General features: G+C 75.5%; 16 protein-coding genes and 1 tRNA gene. 11 read left to right on the forward strand and 6 right to left on the reverse strand.

From position 1 onward, the window contains the following. The first annotated feature begins 91 nt into the window (after positions 1–91). The 3 genes from ACFVXN_RS17295 (at position 92) to ACFVXN_RS17305 (ending at position 2,624) form a co-directional block, all read left to right on the forward strand. On the forward strand, positions 92–472 hold the full coding sequence (locus ACFVXN_RS17295; RefSeq protein ID WP_389235329.1) for a DUF3039 domain-containing protein: 381 nt from the start codon (positions 92–94) through the stop codon (positions 470–472). Further along, positions 469–2,274 carry a DEAD/DEAH box helicase gene (locus tag ACFVXN_RS17300; RefSeq protein WP_389235332.1) on the forward strand — a complete coding sequence of 602 codons (1,806 nt, stop codon included), beginning with the start codon at positions 469–471 and terminating at the stop codon, positions 2,272–2,274. Before ACFVXN_RS17295 ends, ACFVXN_RS17300 begins: the two co-directional genes overlap by 4 nt. A gap of 194 nt (positions 2,275–2,468) precedes the next feature. Continuing rightward, positions 2,469–2,624 carry a hypothetical protein gene (locus tag ACFVXN_RS17305; protein WP_389235335.1) on the forward strand — a complete coding sequence of 52 codons (156 nt, stop codon included), beginning with the start codon at positions 2,469–2,471 and terminating at the stop codon, positions 2,622–2,624. A gap of 85 nt (positions 2,625–2,709) precedes the next feature. Here ACFVXN_RS17305 and ACFVXN_RS17310 read toward each other — a convergent pair whose 3' ends face one another. Further along, entirely contained in the window at positions 2,710–4,035 is a 1,326-nt protein-coding gene (locus ACFVXN_RS17310) for a nicotinate phosphoribosyltransferase (RefSeq protein WP_389235338.1), read from the reverse strand. Between the two features lie 57 nt (positions 4,036–4,092). On the opposite strand from ACFVXN_RS17310, the gene clpS reads away from it, so the two are divergent. The 7 genes from clpS (at position 4,093) to ACFVXN_RS17345 (ending at position 10,078) form a co-directional block, all read left to right on the forward strand. After that, positions 4,093–4,380: an ATP-dependent Clp protease adapter ClpS gene (clpS, locus tag ACFVXN_RS17315; protein WP_389235341.1), complete on the forward strand. Its 288-nt coding sequence runs from the start codon at positions 4,093–4,095 to the stop codon at positions 4,378–4,380. Next, entirely contained in the window at positions 4,381–5,034 is a 654-nt protein-coding gene (locus tag ACFVXN_RS17320) for a DUF2017 family protein (RefSeq protein WP_389235344.1), read from the forward strand. Between the two features lie 10 nt (positions 5,035–5,044). Next, a complete protein-coding gene (gene murI / locus ACFVXN_RS17325) occupies positions 5,045–5,860 on the forward strand; it encodes a glutamate racemase (RefSeq protein ID WP_389235347.1) in 816 nt (271 codons plus the stop codon). A 242-nt stretch (positions 5,861–6,102) separates the two neighbouring features. Next, complete coding sequence (locus ACFVXN_RS17330; protein WP_389235350.1) at positions 6,103–6,906, forward strand: MBL fold metallo-hydrolase; 804 nt, start codon at positions 6,103–6,105, stop codon at positions 6,904–6,906. Between the two features lie 97 nt (positions 6,907–7,003). Further along, positions 7,004–7,828 (forward strand): ribonuclease PH, encoded by an 825-nt coding sequence (gene rph, locus ACFVXN_RS17335; RefSeq protein ID WP_389235353.1) that lies wholly within the window; start codon positions 7,004–7,006, stop codon positions 7,826–7,828. Beyond that, entirely contained in the window at positions 7,825–8,445 is a 621-nt protein-coding gene (gene rdgB, locus ACFVXN_RS17340) for an RdgB/HAM1 family non-canonical purine NTP pyrophosphatase (RefSeq protein WP_389235356.1), read from the forward strand. Before rph ends, rdgB begins: the two co-directional genes overlap by 4 nt. Positions 8,446–8,470: 25 nt before the next feature. Then, positions 8,471–10,078, forward strand: a complete 1,608-nt coding sequence (locus ACFVXN_RS17345) for an ABC-F family ATP-binding cassette domain-containing protein (RefSeq protein ID WP_389235530.1) — start codon at positions 8,471–8,473, stop codon at positions 10,076–10,078. Here ACFVXN_RS17345 and ACFVXN_RS17350 read toward each other — a convergent pair. Beyond that, a complete protein-coding gene (locus ACFVXN_RS17350) occupies positions 10,075–10,749 on the reverse strand; it encodes a Pr6Pr family membrane protein (RefSeq protein ID WP_389235359.1) in 675 nt (224 codons plus the stop codon). The genes ACFVXN_RS17345 and ACFVXN_RS17350 overlap by 4 nt on opposite strands. A gap of 4 nt (positions 10,750–10,753) precedes the next feature. Further along, positions 10,754–11,308 (reverse strand): NUDIX hydrolase family protein, encoded by a 555-nt coding sequence (locus ACFVXN_RS17355; RefSeq protein ID WP_389235362.1) that lies wholly within the window; start codon positions 11,306–11,308, stop codon positions 10,754–10,756. A 95-nt stretch (positions 11,309–11,403) separates the two neighbouring features. Between ACFVXN_RS17355 and trxA the strand changes: the two genes are divergently transcribed. Next, on the forward strand, positions 11,404–11,808 hold the full coding sequence (gene trxA, locus ACFVXN_RS17360; RefSeq protein ID WP_389235533.1) for a thioredoxin: 405 nt from the start codon (positions 11,404–11,406) through the stop codon (positions 11,806–11,808). Positions 11,809–11,916: 108 nt separating this feature from the next. Here the strand turns inward: trxA and ACFVXN_RS17365 are convergent, their stop codons facing one another. The 3 genes from ACFVXN_RS17365 to bcp all read right to left on the reverse strand — a co-directional run bounded on the left by ACFVXN_RS17365 (position 11,917) and on the right by bcp (position 14,337). After that, positions 11,917–13,566: a methyl-accepting chemotaxis protein gene (locus ACFVXN_RS17365; RefSeq protein WP_389235365.1), complete on the reverse strand. Its 1,650-nt coding sequence runs from the start codon at positions 13,564–13,566 to the stop codon at positions 11,917–11,919. Between the two features lie 177 nt (positions 13,567–13,743). Then, positions 13,744–13,826 (reverse strand) — tRNA-Leu (locus ACFVXN_RS17370). Positions 13,827–13,869: 43 nt separating this feature from the next. Next, a complete protein-coding gene (gene bcp / locus ACFVXN_RS17375; RefSeq protein ID WP_389235368.1) occupies positions 13,870–14,337 on the reverse strand; it encodes a thioredoxin-dependent thiol peroxidase in 468 nt (155 codons plus the stop codon). Position 14,338 lies beyond the last annotated feature (1 nt).

Here is a 14,338-nt window from a genome sequence, read left to right on the forward strand (position 1 = left end):
TTTCAGCCCCCCGTCCGGTCATGAACCCTCGACCTCGCCTGGCGACGTCGGGGAGGTGGGGGCGTCAGGGGGGCGTCGTACGATGGGCAGCATGAGTGAGCCCCTGTCGCCGAGTCCCGAGCCGGACCGCTTGTCGGACCCCGGGACCGCCGGGTCGACCGGGCTGCTGGAGCGGCCGGAGGAGCAGCTCGCCGAGCCGGGCGACCACGAGCGCTTCGCGCACTACGTGCGCAAGGAGAAGATCATGGAGTCGGCGATGTCCGGCAAGCCCGTGGTCGCGCTCTGCGGGAAGGTCTGGGTGCCGGGCCGCGACCCGAACAAGTTCCCGGTCTGCCCGGTGTGCAAGGAGATCTTCGAGGGGCTGCGTGAGCCGCAGGACGGCGGCGACGGCGACTCGGGGAAGGGCTCCGGCGGTCGTCGCTGGGGCTTCGGCCGCGGCAAGGGGTCCGGCGACTCCTCCGGCGGCCAGTGAGCGCCGCGGAGCGCCCCTCGTCCACTCCCGCCACGCACGCGTCCACGTCGGCCGCGTCGCAGCTGCCTCCGGCGTTCCCGGGGCGCGCGCCGTGGGGCACGGCGGGGAAGCTGCGCGCCTGGCAGGCGGCGGCGCTGGAGCAGTACCTGGCGACCTCGCCGCGGGACTTCCTCGCGGTCGCGACGCCGGGCGCCGGCAAGACGACGTTCGCGCTGCGGATCGCGACCGAGATGCTGCAGGCCGGGATCGTGCGCCGGGTCACGGTGGTCGCGCCGACCGAGCACCTCAAGCACCAGTGGGCCGACGCCGCCGCGCGGGTCGGCATCAAGCTCGACCCGAACTTCAAGAACGCCCAGGGCAGGCACGGCCACGGGTTCGACGGCGTCGCCCTGACCTACGCGGGCGTGGCGTCCAAGCCCGCGCTGCACGCCGCCCGGACGACGGCCGCGCCGACGCTGGTGATCCTCGACGAGGTGCACCACGGCGGTGACGCGCTGTCCTGGGGCGACGCGGTGCACGAGGCGTTCGAGGGCGCGACCCGCCGGCTGTCCCTGACCGGCACGCCGTTCCGGTCGGACACCGCGCAGATCCCGTTCGTGCAGTACGAGCGCGGCCCGGACGGCATCCGCCGCAGCAAGGCCGACTACACCTACGGCTACTCCGAGGCGCTGCGGGACCACGTCGTCCGCCCGGTGCTGTTCCTCACGTACTCCGGTGCGATGCGCTGGCGCACGAAGGCCGGCGACGAGGTCAGCGCCCGCCTCGGCGAGCCGCTGACCAAGGACATGACGGCCCAGGCGTGGCGGACGGCGCTGAACCCCGACGGCGAGTGGATCCCCTCGGTGCTGGCCGCGGCCGACCGCCGGCTCACCGAGGTCCGCCGCACCGTGCCGGACGCCGGCGCGATGGTGATCGCCACCGACCAGACCGACGCCCGCGCGTACGCCGGGCACCTGGCGCGCCTGACCGGGCAGTCGCCGACGGTCGTGCTGTCCGACGACGACGGCGCGAGCGCCCGGATCGACGAGTTCTCCGACTCCGACTCCCGCTGGCTGGTCGCGGTCCGCATGGTGTCCGAGGGCGTCGACGTGCCGCGGCTCGCGGTCGGCGTGTACGCCACGAGCACGTCGACCCCGCTGTTCTTCGCGCAGGCCGTCGGCCGGTTCGTCCGCGCCCGCCGCCGTGGGGAGACCGCCTCGGTGTTCCTGCCGAGCGTCGCGCCGCTGCTCGCGCTCGCGAACACGATGGAGGTCGAGCGGGACCACGCGCTGGACCGGCCGCTGACCGCGGAGGAGCAGGGCGAGGGCTACAACCCCGAGGACGCCCTGGTCGCGCAGGCCAACCGGGCCGAGAAGGGCTCCGACGCGCTCCAGGGCACGTTCGAGGCGCTGGAGGCGCAGGCGTCGTTCGACCGCGTCCTGTTCGACGGCGGCGAGTTCGGCACCGGCGCGGACGTGGGCTCGGACGAGGAGCTCGACTTCCTCGGGCTGCCCGGCCTGCTCGACCCGGACCAGGTGACGACCCTGCTCCGGCAGCGCCAGGCGAGCCAGCAGACCGCGAAGCGCACCCGGTCGCAGCCCGCCGAGGACCGCGCCGAGATGGACCACCGCAAGCAGGCCGAGCTGCGCAAGGAGCTCGCCCAGCTGGTCGGGGCGTGGGCCCGCAAGAGCGGGCAGCCGCACGGCGCCGTGCACACCGAGCTGCGGCGCCGCTGCGGGGGCCCGGAGGTCGCGCTCGCGGACCCGGGGCAGCTCGAGGCGCGGGTGGCGATGCTCCGCGGCTGGTTCGTCGGCAAGCGCTGACCCGCCCGGCCCCGCACGACGGACCGGGTGTCTGCGCAGGTCAGCGAGCTGCGATACCAGGCGCTCGGGTTCGCGCAACCGGAGCGTTCGACGTGCGGGCCGGGTGATTCGCTGCCAGTGTCATTCCCGTGAACAGGGAGTTCACCGGAATCCCGGTGCGCTCCGACGTGCAGGGGGACGAAGGGAGCCGTCAGATGCCCACGTGGCTGATCCTCATCATCATCGGTGTCGTGCTGCTGGTCCTCGGTGTGGCCGTGGAAGCAGCGAAGTTCCTCCTCTGGATCGGCATCGCCGTTCTGGTCGTGAGCCTGATCCTGGGCCTGCTGCGCCGCGGGAAGAACAGCGTGTAACCACGCACCGCGACATGACGACGGCGCCCGCGCACCCCTCGGGGAGCGCGGGCGCCGTCGTGCGTGGAGGGCGTGCGGGGCGGCGTCAGACCGTCACGTGCTCGGTGGGCAGCGCGGCCTCGTCGGCGGACAGCCGTCGGGCCCCGCGGGGCAGCTCGTCGCGGGAGGCGGCGTGCCGGGCGGTAGCGCGGGCCACGCCCTCGGCGCCGGTCCAGCCCGGCTGCACCGTGCCGTCGACGACGAGCGGGACGGTCAGCGCGCGCAGCCCCGCGTCGGCCGGGGCCCAGGCGCGTACGGCCTCGTCGGTGCCGGAGACGACGACCTCCGCGACGGCGCGCCCGTCGGCGTCGAGGCGGCGGGCGGCGGTCTTGCGGCCACCGGTCGACTGCTTGTGGGTCGACGCCTTCGCGACCGGCGCGAGCGTCCCGTCGGACCCCTCGCGGGCGACCAGCTTGTAGACCATGCCGCAGGTCGGGGCGCCGGAGCCCGTGACGAGCGACGTGCCGACCCCGTAGGAGTCGACGGGGGCCACGGCGAGCGCCGCGATGGCGTACTCGTCCAGGTCGGAGGTGACGACGATCTTCGTGCCCTGTGCGCCGAGGCCGTCGAGCTGGGCGCGGACCTCCTGGGCGAGCACGCCGAGGTCGCCGGAGTCGAGCCGCACCGCGCCGAGCCCCGTGCCGGCTGCCGCGACCGCCCGCTCGACCCCGCGCCGCACGTCGTAGGTGTCGACCAGCAGCGTCGTCCCGGGCCCGGCGGAGGCGACCTGCGCGGCGAACGCGGTCTCCTCGTCGTCGTGCAGCAGCGTGAACGCGTGCGCGGCGGTGCCGATGGTGGCGAGCCCGTAGCGCCGGCCCGCCTCGAGGTTCGACGTGCCGGCGAACCCGGCGACCGCGGCGGCCCGCGCGGCGGCGACGGCGGCCTGCTCGTGCGCGCGCCGTGCGCCCATCTCCAGGCAGGGCCGGCCGATGGCGGCGCTGGTCATCCGGGACGCCGCCGAGGCGATCGCCGAGTCGTAGTTCAGCACCGACAGGACGAGGGTCTCGAGCAGCACCGCCTCGGCGAACGTGCCCTCGACGGTGAGCACGGGGGAGTGCGGGAAGAACATCTCGCCCTCCGCGTACCCGTGCACCGACCCGGTGAACCGGTAGTCCGCGAGGTAGGCGAGCGTCCGGTCGTCCACGACGCCCTCGCGGCCCAGCCAGTCGAGCTCGGCCTCGCCGAACCGGAAGTCCGCCAGGGCCTCCAGCACCCGGCCGGTGCCCGCGAGCACCCCGTACCGGCGGCCGTGCGGGAGCCGGCGCGTGAACACCTCGAACACGCAGTGCCGGTCGGCGGTGCCGTCGGCCAGGGCGGCCTGGAGCATCGTGAGCTCGTAGCGGTCGGTCAGCAGGGCGGTGCTCGACGTCATGCGCTCACCGTAAGCGGCGGCGTGCCCCGCGCGCGGCGCCGCACCTACAGTGGTCGGGTGCCCGTGCAGACCGCGACCGACGAGACGACCCGCACGGACGGGGCGCTCGCCGACGCGTGGGTCACCCTCGTCTGGAACGACCCCGTGAACCTCATGTCCTACGTGACCTACGTGTTCCGGTCGTACTTCGGCTACCCGCAGGCGAAGGCCGAGAAGCTGATGCGCGAGGTGCACGAGCAGGGCCGGTCGGCGGTGTCGACGGGCAACCGGGAGCAGATGGAGGTCGACGTGCAGGCCATGCACTCGTTCGGGCTGTGGGCCACGCTGCAGCGGAGCGACGCGTAGGTGCGCGCGTTCCGGCGCGAGGGCGACGAGCTGGTCGCGGAGGTCGACGCGGGGGAGCGCGAGGTGCTGGCGACGGTGGTCGCCGACGTCGCGGAGCTGCTGGGCGGCGGTCGCCTCGAGGACCGCGCGGCTCCCGAGCCCGACGCGGACCGCGGGCCCGCGCTGCGCCTGCGGCTGGAGGCGCTGCCGACGCCCGACGACCCCGCGGTGCACCGGCTGCTGCCGGACGCCTCCCGGGACGACCCGGCGGTGTCCGCGGAGTTCCGCCGGCTGACGGAGGACGACCTGCGCCGGCAGAAGACCGACCGGCTGGCGGAGCTGTTCGCGCTGCTGGTCGCCGACACCGCGGACGACTCGGCTCCGGGCGCGGTGACGCTCCGGGTCCCGGCGGCCCGCGGCGGCGCGCTCGCGGCGACGCTCACCGGCATCCGGCTGGTCCTGGGCGACCGGCTGGGGATCACGGACGAGGAGGCGGCCGAGCGGCTGGAGCACGAGCTCGCCCGGGACCCCGCCCCGGACGACCACGCGGGCCAGGCGCGGCAGTACCTGGGGTCGGTGTACCTCGCGCTGGGCTGGTGGCAGGAGACGCTGGTCGCCGGGCTGGTGGCCGGCCTGCGGGAGGGCGGCGGTCGGTCCCGTCCGGCGACGGACTAGGCTCGGTGCCGTGAACGACGCTCCCATCGGGATCTTCGACTCCGGCGTGGGTGGGCTCACCAACGCGCGGTCGATCATCGACCAGCTGCCGCACGAGCAGGTGCTCTACATCGGCGACACCCTGAACACCCCGTACGGCCCCAAGCCGCTCGCGGCGGTGCGCGCCCACGCCCTCGAGGTGATGGACGACCTCGTCGACGCCGGGGTGAAGGTGCTGGTCATCGCCTGCAACACGGCGTCGTCCGCGGTGCTCCGCGACGCCCGTGAGCGGTACACGCTGCGCAAGGGCATCCCGGTGGTCGAGGTGATCCTGCCCGCCGCGCGCCGGGCGGTCGCCGCGACCCGCACCGGGCACATCGGCGTGATCGGCACCAAGGCGACCGTCGAGTCCCGGGCCTACGACGACGCGTTCGCCGTCGCGCCGGGCGTGCACCTGACGACGCAGGCGTGCCCGCGGTTCGTGGAGTTCGTCGAGGCGGGCGTCACGTCCGGCCCGGAGCTGCTGAGCGTCGCCGACGCGTACCTGCGCCCCGTCAAGGAGGCGGGCGTCGACACCCTGGTGCTGGGCTGCACGCACTACCCGCTGCTGACCGGGGTCATCTCCTACGTGATGGGCGAGGACGTGACCCTGGTGTCCAGCGCCGAGGAGACCGCCAAGGACGTCTACCGGACGCTGGTCGCGCACGACCTGGAGCGCGACCCCGCCGCCGGGCCGCCGCAGCACCGGTTCCTCGCGACCGGCGACCCCGAGCCGTTCGCGGCCCTCGCCCGCCGCTTCCTGGGCCCCGAGGTCCGCCACGTCGAGGAGCGCGGCGCCCTCCGCTGACCCCCGCGCCCGCACCCGCACCCCCCGCACCGCCCCCCGCACCGCCCCCCACCCGCCCGGGGTGGATCCACCCGGGGCGCCACGCCGCGGCGTGTCGACGGGGTGGATCCACCCGGGTCCCGTGACGAGCGCCACGTCACCCGGGCCGGATCGACCGCCCGCCGCCGCCCCGCGCACGGCATCATGGGCGACGGGCCGCCGGCGGACGACGGGTCACGGCCCGTCACTGGGGAGTGGTGCCGATGAGGCTGGTGGTCGTGGGCAGTGCCGGGTCGTTCCCGGGCCCGGACTCGGCGGCGTCCTGCTACCTGCTCCAGGCGGACGGTCCGGACGGCGCGGGCGGCACCCGCACCTGGAACCTGCTGCTCGACCTCGGCAACGGCGCGCTCGGCCCGCTGCAGCGCCACGTCGCCCCGGCGTCGCTCGACGCGGTCGCCGTCAGCCACCTGCACGCGGACCACGTCGCCGACGTCGTGGTGCTCGGCGTGATGCTCCGGTACGACCCGCGCGGGCTGCGCGCCGAGCCCCTGCCGCTGCACGGCCCCGAGGGCGTCGCCGAGCGGCTCGCGCAGCTGTCGGGCCGCGACCCCGCGACCGCGACGACCGACCACCTGGCCCTGGGCACCTGGCAGGCGGGCCGGCCGGTGCGCGTCGGCCCGTTCACGATCGAGCCCGTGCCGGTGGAGCACCCGGTGCCCGCGTTCGGCTTCCGGGTCACCGGGCCGTCCTCGGTCGACCCCGGGCGCACCGTCACGCTGTCGTACACCGGGGACACGGACGAGTGCGCGGGGCTCGACGAGCTCGCGCGCGACGCCGACCTGCTGCTGGCGGAGGCCGCCTACCTGGAGACGACGCCGGGTGCCCCGCGCGGCGTGCACCTCACCGGGCTGCGTGCCGGGCGGGCCGCGCGCCGGGGCCGCTCGCGCCGGCTGCTGCTGACCCACCTCGTGGCGTGGAACGACCCGTCGGCGAGCCTCGCGGAGGCCGCGGGGGAGTTTGACGGGCCGCTGGACCTCGCCCGCCCGGGGATGGTCGTCGACCTCTGAGGCGGGTCCGGCGCGGGCCCACCGCGGGCTCTCCGCGGGCCCACCGCGGGCCGGCCGCGGTGCCGTCGCGTCAGGGTGGCGGGCTACCCTCGGGGGCATGACCTCCGACGCCTCCACCAGCCCCGCCGCGCCCGCGACCGGCACCCGCGCCGACGGCCGGACCGCCGACGCGCTGCGCCCGATCGCCATCACCCGCAACTACCTGGACGCGGGCGAGGGCAGCGTGCTGGTCGAGTTCGGGGGCACGAAGGTGCTGTGCGTCGCCTCGTTCACCGCGGGCGTCCCGCGCTGGCGCAAGGGCTCGGGCCAGGGCTGGGTCACCGCCGAGTACGCGATGCTGCCGCGCTCCACCACCACCCGGTCGGACCGCGAGTCGGTGCGCGGCAAGATCGGCGGCCGCACGCACGAGATCTCCCGCCTGATCGGTCGCTCGCTGCGCGCGGTCATCGACGTGGCGGCGCTCGGCGAGAACACGATCGTCCTCGACTGCGACGTGCTGCAGGCCGACGGCGGCACCCGCACGGCCTCGGTGACCGGGGCGTACGTGGCGCTCGCGGACGCCGTGGCGTGGGGCATCGCGCAGGGCTCGGTGGACGGTCGCAAGCCGGTCCTGACGGACTCGGTGTCCGCGGTGAGCGTCGGCATCGTCGACGGCCTGCCCGTGCTGGACCTGCCGTACGTCGAGGACGTCCGCGCCGAGACCGACATGAACGTCGTCGTCACCGGCGGCGGGGACTTCGTCGAGGTGCAGGGCACCGCCGAGCACGCGCCGTTCAACCGCCGGGAGCTCGACTCCCTGCTCGACCTGGCGCTGGTCGGCACCACCGAGCTCGCCCGCGTGCAGGCCGAGGTGCTCGCGCTCCCGCTCGGCGACGCCCCCGTGACGGTGCGCGGCGGCTCGGCCGCGGCGGTGCGCGCGTGACGGGCCCCGCCCGGCTGGTGCTCGCGACCCACAACGCGCACAAGCTCGGCGAGCTGCGGGCGATCCTCGTCCCCGCCCTGCCCGGTCTCGACCCGGCGTCCGTCGTCGGTGCCCGGGACGTCGGCGCGCCCGAGCCGGTCGAGGACGGCGTCACGTTCGCGGAGAACGCGCTCATCAAGGCCCGGGCGCTCGCCCGGCACACCGGCCTGCCCGCGGTCGCGGACGACTCCGGGCTGTCGGTCGACGTGCTCGGCGGCGCCCCCGGCATCTTCTCGGCCCGCTGGGCCGGGCGGCACGGCGACGACCGCGCGAACCTCGACCTGCTGCTCGCGCAGCTGGCCGACATCGCCCCGGCGCACCGGGCGGCGCGGTTCACCTGCGCTGCCGCGCTGGTCACCCCGGACGGGCAGGAGCACGTCGAGCTGGGCCACCTGGTCGGGACGCTCGCCCGGGAGCCGCGCGGGGAGCACGGCTTCGGGTACGACCCGGTGCTGGTCCCCGAGGGCGGCACCCGGACGTGCGCGGAGCTCGCCCCGGAGGAGAAGAACCGCATCTCGCACCGCGGGCAGGCGTTCCGGGCGCTCGTGCCGGTCGTCGTCGCCGCGCTGCGCGGCTGAGGCGCGCGGGTCACCCGTGGCGGACGTGCACCTCGTCGCCGACGGCCTGACGTTCGGCTACCCGGGACGCCCGGTGCTGAACGCCGTCGGCGTGTCCGCGTCCGCGGGCGACCGGGTCGGCGTCGTGGGGGAGAACGGCGCCGGCAAGACGACGCTGCTGCGGCTGCTCGCGGGGGACCTGGTGCCGACCGCGGGCGAGGTCCGCCGGTCCGGGACGGTGTCGGTCGTGCACCAGCAGCTCGACGTGCCGCCCGGTGCGACGGTGGGCGACCTGGTGCGCCGCACCGCGGGGCACGTGCGCGCGGCGGCGGCGCGCCTCGACGAGGTCGTCGACGGGTTCGACCACGAGCGGGGGGACCTGGCCGCGCTGACCGAGGCGATCGCCGCCGTCGAGCGCCTGGCCGCCTGGGACGTGGACCGGCGCGTCGACGAGGCGCTGACCCGGTTCGGCGCGCCCCGCGACCACGACCGGCGCCTCGACACGCTCAGCGTCGGCGAAGGGTACCGCGCGCGCCTGGCGTGCCACGTCGCCGAGCGCGCGGACCTGCTGCTGCTGGACGAGCCGACCAACCACCTCGACGCCGGCGGCATCGACTACCTGACCGCGCAGCTGCAGCAGTGGGCGGGCGTCGTCGTCATCGTCACGCACGACCGGCGGCTGCTGGACGACGTGATGACCGCGATCCTCGACCTGGACCCGTCGATGGACGGCCGGCCGGTGCTGTACGGCGCGACCCGGTACGCGACCTACCGGTTCGCCAAGGACCAGGCGCTGCGCCGCTGGCGGGCCCGGTACGCCCAGGAGCGCAAGCGCGCGGAGAAGCTGGCCCAGCGCCTGGACGAGTCCTACGAGGGGCTGTCCGACGAGTGGCGGCCCGCGAAGGGGTCGCAGAAGCACCGCCGGGCGACCCGGGCGCGCATCCACGTCAAGGCCGCCGACCGGCTGGTGCAGCGGCTGGAGGCCGAGGCCGTCGAGGTCCCGGTGCCGCCGCCGTCGCTGGCGTTCCCCGACCTGCCGAGCATCCCCACCGGGTACTCCGGCGGCCCGCTGCTGGACGTGCGGGCGCCGCGCGTCGCCGGGCGGCTGGACCTCGCGGGCGTCCGGGTGGAGCTGCCGCCCGCCGGCCGGCTGCTGGTGACCGGGCCGAACGGGTCGGGCAAGTCGACGCTGCTGGCCGCGCTGACCGGGCGGGTCGACCTGGACCGCGGGCACCTCGCGGTGGCCCACGGGGTGCGCCTCGGGGTGCTGACCCAGGACGACGACGACCCTACGCGGCTGCGGATGACGGGGTTCGAGGCCGCGGCCCGGCGCGCGCTGGACCTGCTCGAGGCCGGCGCGCTCGACCCCGCGCACGTGCTGCCGGTGGCGGCCCTCGGGCTGGTCGAGGAGGAGGACCTGGACCGGCCGCTCGGCGAGCTGTCCACGGGGCAGCGGCGCCGGTTCGAGCTCGCCGCGGCCCTGGTCGCGGCGCCGCACGTGCTGGTGCTGGACGAGCCCACCAACCACCTGTCGATCGCGCTGGTGGACGAGCTCACGGAGGCGCTGCGGATGACGTCGGCCGCGGTCGTCGTCGCGACGCACGACCGGGCGATGCGCGCCGACCTCGCGGACTGGCCGTCGATCGAGCTCTAGGCGCGTGGGCGCGGCTCCGCGGGAGTCGCCGGCAGCACCCGCTCGAGCAGCCGGACCAGCGCCGCGAGCACGAGGAACGCGACCGCCACGAGCGCGGTGTTCCGGGCGGCGGTCGCGAGCCCCAGCGCGCCCGCGTCGAGGAACGGGTACGGGTACCAGCCCGTCACGGCCCCGCGCACGAACGTGTACGCGATCCACACCAGCGGGTAGCCCACGGACCACAGCACGGTCGCGCCCGCGAACCGCGGCCGCGGGCCGACCAGCAGCCACACGACCCACGCCCCGACGGGTGCGACGGTGTGCAGCAGGAAGTTCGCGAGGTCCCCGCTGGGCGTGAGCGCCGCGCCGTCCTCGGCGAGCACGGCGTGGTACACCACCCCGGTCACGCCGATGCAGAGCAGCGCGTCGAGGTGCAGCACGGAGCGCACCCGCCCGGTGCGCAGCGGCTGGGCGGCGATCAGCCCCGACGCGGCCGCCACCAGCAGGTTCGACTGGATCGTGAAGTACGAGAACAGCCGGACCAGCCGCTCGGTCATCGTGCCCGCGTCGCCGGGACCGTCCTGCAGGGCCCGGGTCAGCTCGAGCGCGACGCCCGCGAGCGAGGCCAGCGCCAGCAGGGCGTGCAGGACCCGCGTCGCGACCAGCGCGGGCGGGCGCTCGGCGGCGGTCACCGGCTCAGGGCATCCGGCCGACGTGCGCCATCGCCTGGCGCAGCAGCAGCCCCTGGCCGCCGTTCATCTCCACCTGCACCTGCTCGCTGCACGCCTCCTCGGGCGTGAGCCACGCGAGGTCCAGGGCGTCCTGCTGCGGACGGCAGTCGCCGTTCACCGGCACGACGTAGGCGAGCGACACCGCGTGCTGGCGGGGGTCGTGGTACGGCGTGACGCCGGGCGTCGGGAAGTACTCGGCGACGGTGAACGGCTGCGGCGTCGGCGGGACCTGCGGCAGCGCGACCGGGCCGAGGTCCTTCTCGATGTGCCGCAGCAGGGCGTCGCGCACCCGCTCGTGGTACATGACGCGGCCGGAGACCAGCGCGCGGGACATCACGCCCTCGGGGGTGACCCGCAGCAGCAGACCCACCGCGACCACGTCGCCCGAGTCGTCCACCCGCACCGGGACCGCGTCCACGTAGAGCAGGGGGAGCGAGCGCCGGGCCGCCGCGATGCCCTCGGGACTCAGCCACCCGGAGGGGCGCTCGGGCTCGCGGGGCAGGTCAGCCGTGTCGGTCACCTCGCAGTTGTACCCCGCACGGGCCCCGGCGCACATCCCGACGCGCGGCGCTCCGCCCCGGTCTCCGGAATACTCGGGGTGCCCGGGTGCTTGAACTGGCGTCCGACGACAACAGGAGGCGACTGATGGCCACGACCGAGCTGACGGCCAGCACCATCCAGAAGACGATCACCGAGAACGACATCGTCCTGGTGGACTTCTGGGCTGACTGGTGCGGTCCGTGCAAGCGCTTCGGCCCGATCTTCGAGGACTCCTCGGAGCAGCACCCCGACATCGTGCACGCGAAGGTGGACACGGAGGCGGAGCAGCAGCTCGCCGCCGAGCTCCAGATCACCTCGATCCCGACGCTGATGGCGTTCCGCGAGGGCGTGCTCGTGTTCAACCAGGCGGGCGCCCTGCCGGCGCCGGCGCTCGAGCAGGTCGTCGACGCCGTGAAGGCGCTGGACATGGACGACGTCCGTGCCCAGATCGCCGCGGCCGGCGCGACGAACCAGGGCTGACGCACCCGACGCACCGACGAGGCCCCGCACGCAGCGCGTGCGGGGCCTCGTCGTGTCCGGCGGGGGTCGTCGTGTCCCGGTGGGTCGACCGGACCCGACGACCGCCGGTCAGTGCCGCAGGTGCGCCACCCGCGCGCGCAGCCCCTCGGCCTCCCGGGCCAGGTCGGCGATCGCCGTGCCCATCTGCCCGAGCACCTCGGTGCTCCCCGCCGCCGCGGCCGCGACCCCGGTGATCGTCCCGGCGATCTCCCCGGACCCGCTCGCGGCGTCGGCGACGGACCGGGACATCTCGCTCGTGGTCGCGGTCTGCTCCTCCACGGCCGAGGCGATCGTCGTCTGGTAGTCGTCGATCTGCGCGATGACGTGGCCGATCTCGGCGATCGCCGCGACCGCGCCCTCGGTGTCGGCCTGGATGGCCTCGACGCGGCGGGCGATGTCGTCGGTGGCCTTGGCGGTCTCCTGCGCGAGCTCCTTGACCTCGCCGGCGACGACGGCGAAGCCCTTGCCGGCCTCGCCCGCGCGAGCGGCCTCGATGGTCGCGTTGAGGGCCAGCAGGTTGGTCTGCTCGGCGATCGACGTGATGACCTTGACCACGTTGCCGATCTCCGCGGAGGACGCGCCGAGGCGGGCCACCTGGTCGTTGGTCTCCGCCGCGGCGGCGGTGGCCCGGCCCGCGACCTGCGCGGCCTCGGCGGCGTTGCGGGCGATCTCCCGGATCGAGGCGCCCATCTGCTCGGCCCCGGCCGCGACCGTGTGCACGTCCCGGTTGACCTGCTCCGCCGCGCCCGCGACGACGTCGGCCTGCGCGGACGTGCGGTCCGCGCCCTGCACGACCTGCTGCGCGGACTCGTCGAGGCGTGCCGCCGCGTCCGCGACGGTGCGCGCGGTCCCGACGATGCCGGTGACGGTCTCCCGCAGGGCGGCGGTCGCGGTGTCGAGCGCCGCCGCGGTCCGGCCGATCTCGTCCGAGCCGGTCACCTCGCTGCGCACGGTCAGGTCGCCGCCCGCCAGGGCCTGCGCCGCGCGCTCGACCCGGTCCAGGCGGCTGCTCAGCCGCCGGGCGACGACGACGCCGACCGCGGTCGGCAGCACCGCCGCGACCCCGAGGGCCACGAGCAGCACCACGATGCTGCGCCCGCCCGACGTCGACGCCGCGCGCTCGGCGTCGCGGGCCAGACCCGCCTGGATGGCGATCAGGTCGTCCAGGCGCTCGGAGGTGGCGCTGGCGGCGGTGCTGGCGTTCGCGGCCGAGCCGACCAGGCCCTGGTAGGTGGTCAGGGACTGCTGGATCGCCGCGGCGAGCTCCTGCTGCTCGGCGGTCAGGTCGGGCAGGGCCAGGAACTCGGCGTGCTTCGCCAGCGCGACCTGGACGGCCTCGTCCCGGTCCTCGCCCAGGCCCTCGGCCTTGAACGGGTCCTGGTTCTCCTCCGCGGCCCGCATCTGGTCGCCGAGGTCCTGCGCGTTCGCCAGCTCGGTGCGCACCGCGCTGGCGATCGTCATGCCGGTGACGTGCTCGTCGTACATCTCCTGCGTGGTGGCGGTGGCCGACCGCAGCGCGAGCACGGCCACGACGCCGAGCACCACGGTCATCACCAGGCCGGTCGAGACGGTCAGCAGGATCTTCCCGGTGAACCCGAGGCCGCGGCGCGTCGAGTTGGACGCCACCGGCGCCTCCTCGGGCGCGGACCGGGGCCGGGGCACCGTCGGCAGGAGCTGCGTGCGGACGGGCTGACGGATCGCGTCGGTGGGGGCGGTCATCGCCTGGACCTCTCGGAGTGCTGCCGCAGCCGCCGTCGCCCGCGCGGGACGCGTCACGTCCCACGGTCCCCGTCGAGCGGGTGGGGCGTTGCCTGAGCGAACTGCCACGGCGTCACCCGGTTGCGTCACGTATCGGGGGGCATCCGGGTGACGGGCGGGCCCGTGGGGGTGAGGCGGTGCGGGAGACGGGAGTCGAACCCGCACGCCCTCTCGGGCACCAGGACCTAAACCTGGCGTGGCTGCCGTTACACCACTCCCGCTCGACGTCGCCGACCGTGCTGGACGGTCGGCGCGGTCGGGTCGTCAGTCGATGCCGAGGTCGCGGCGCAGCTTGGCGACGTGCCCGGTGGCCTTGACGTTGTACTGCGCGAGCTCGACGGTGCCGTCGGGCGCGACGACCACCGTGGACCGGATCACGCCGGTGACCGTGCGGCCGTAGCTCGACTTCTCGCCCCAGGCGCCCCACGCCTCCAGCACGCCCTTGTCGGTGTCGGAGGCGAGCGGGAACGTCAGCTCCTCGGCGCGCGCGAACGCCGCGAGCTTGTCGACGCCGTCCGGGGACACCCCGACGACCCGGTAGCCGTGGCCCTGCAGCGAGGCGAGGGAGTCGCGGAAGTCGCAGGCCTGCTTGGTGCAGCCCGGCGTGCCGGCCGCGGGGTAGAAGTACACGACCACGTGCTCGCCCCGCAGGTCCGAGAGCGTCACCGAGCCGCCGTCGGCGGTCGGGAGCGTGAAGTCGGGAGCGGTGTCGCCGACGGCGAGACGGGGCATG

The organism is Cellulomonas sp. NPDC058312 (assembly GCF_042880135.1).
Taxonomy (GTDB): domain Bacteria; phylum Actinomycetota; class Actinomycetes; order Actinomycetales; family Cellulomonadaceae; genus Cellulomonas.

Excerpts from the sequence above, each read along its gene's own strand:
- rph (WP_389235353.1), top strand. The coding sequence starts at position 7,004 with ATGACCTCCGACGCCTCCACCAGCCCCGCCGCGCCCGCGACCGGCACC.
- ACFVXN_RS17305 (WP_389235335.1), top strand. The coding sequence starts at position 2,469 with ATGCCCACGTGGCTGATCCTCATCATCATCGGTGTCGTGCTGCTGGTC.
- bcp (WP_389235368.1), bottom strand. The coding sequence starts at position 14,337 with ATGCCCCGTCTCGCCGTCGGCGACACCGCTCCCGACTTCACGCTCCCG.
- ACFVXN_RS17330 (WP_389235350.1), top strand. The coding sequence starts at position 6,103 with ATGAGGCTGGTGGTCGTGGGCAGTGCCGGGTCGTTCCCGGGCCCGGAC.
- ACFVXN_RS17310 (WP_389235338.1), bottom strand. The coding sequence starts at position 4,035 with ATGACGTCGAGCACCGCCCTGCTGACCGACCGCTACGAGCTCACGATG.
- ACFVXN_RS17295 (WP_389235329.1), top strand. The coding sequence starts at position 92 with ATGAGTGAGCCCCTGTCGCCGAGTCCCGAGCCGGACCGCTTGTCGGAC.
- ACFVXN_RS17365 (WP_389235365.1), bottom strand. The coding sequence starts at position 13,566 with ATGACCGCCCCCACCGACGCGATCCGTCAGCCCGTCCGCACGCAGCTC.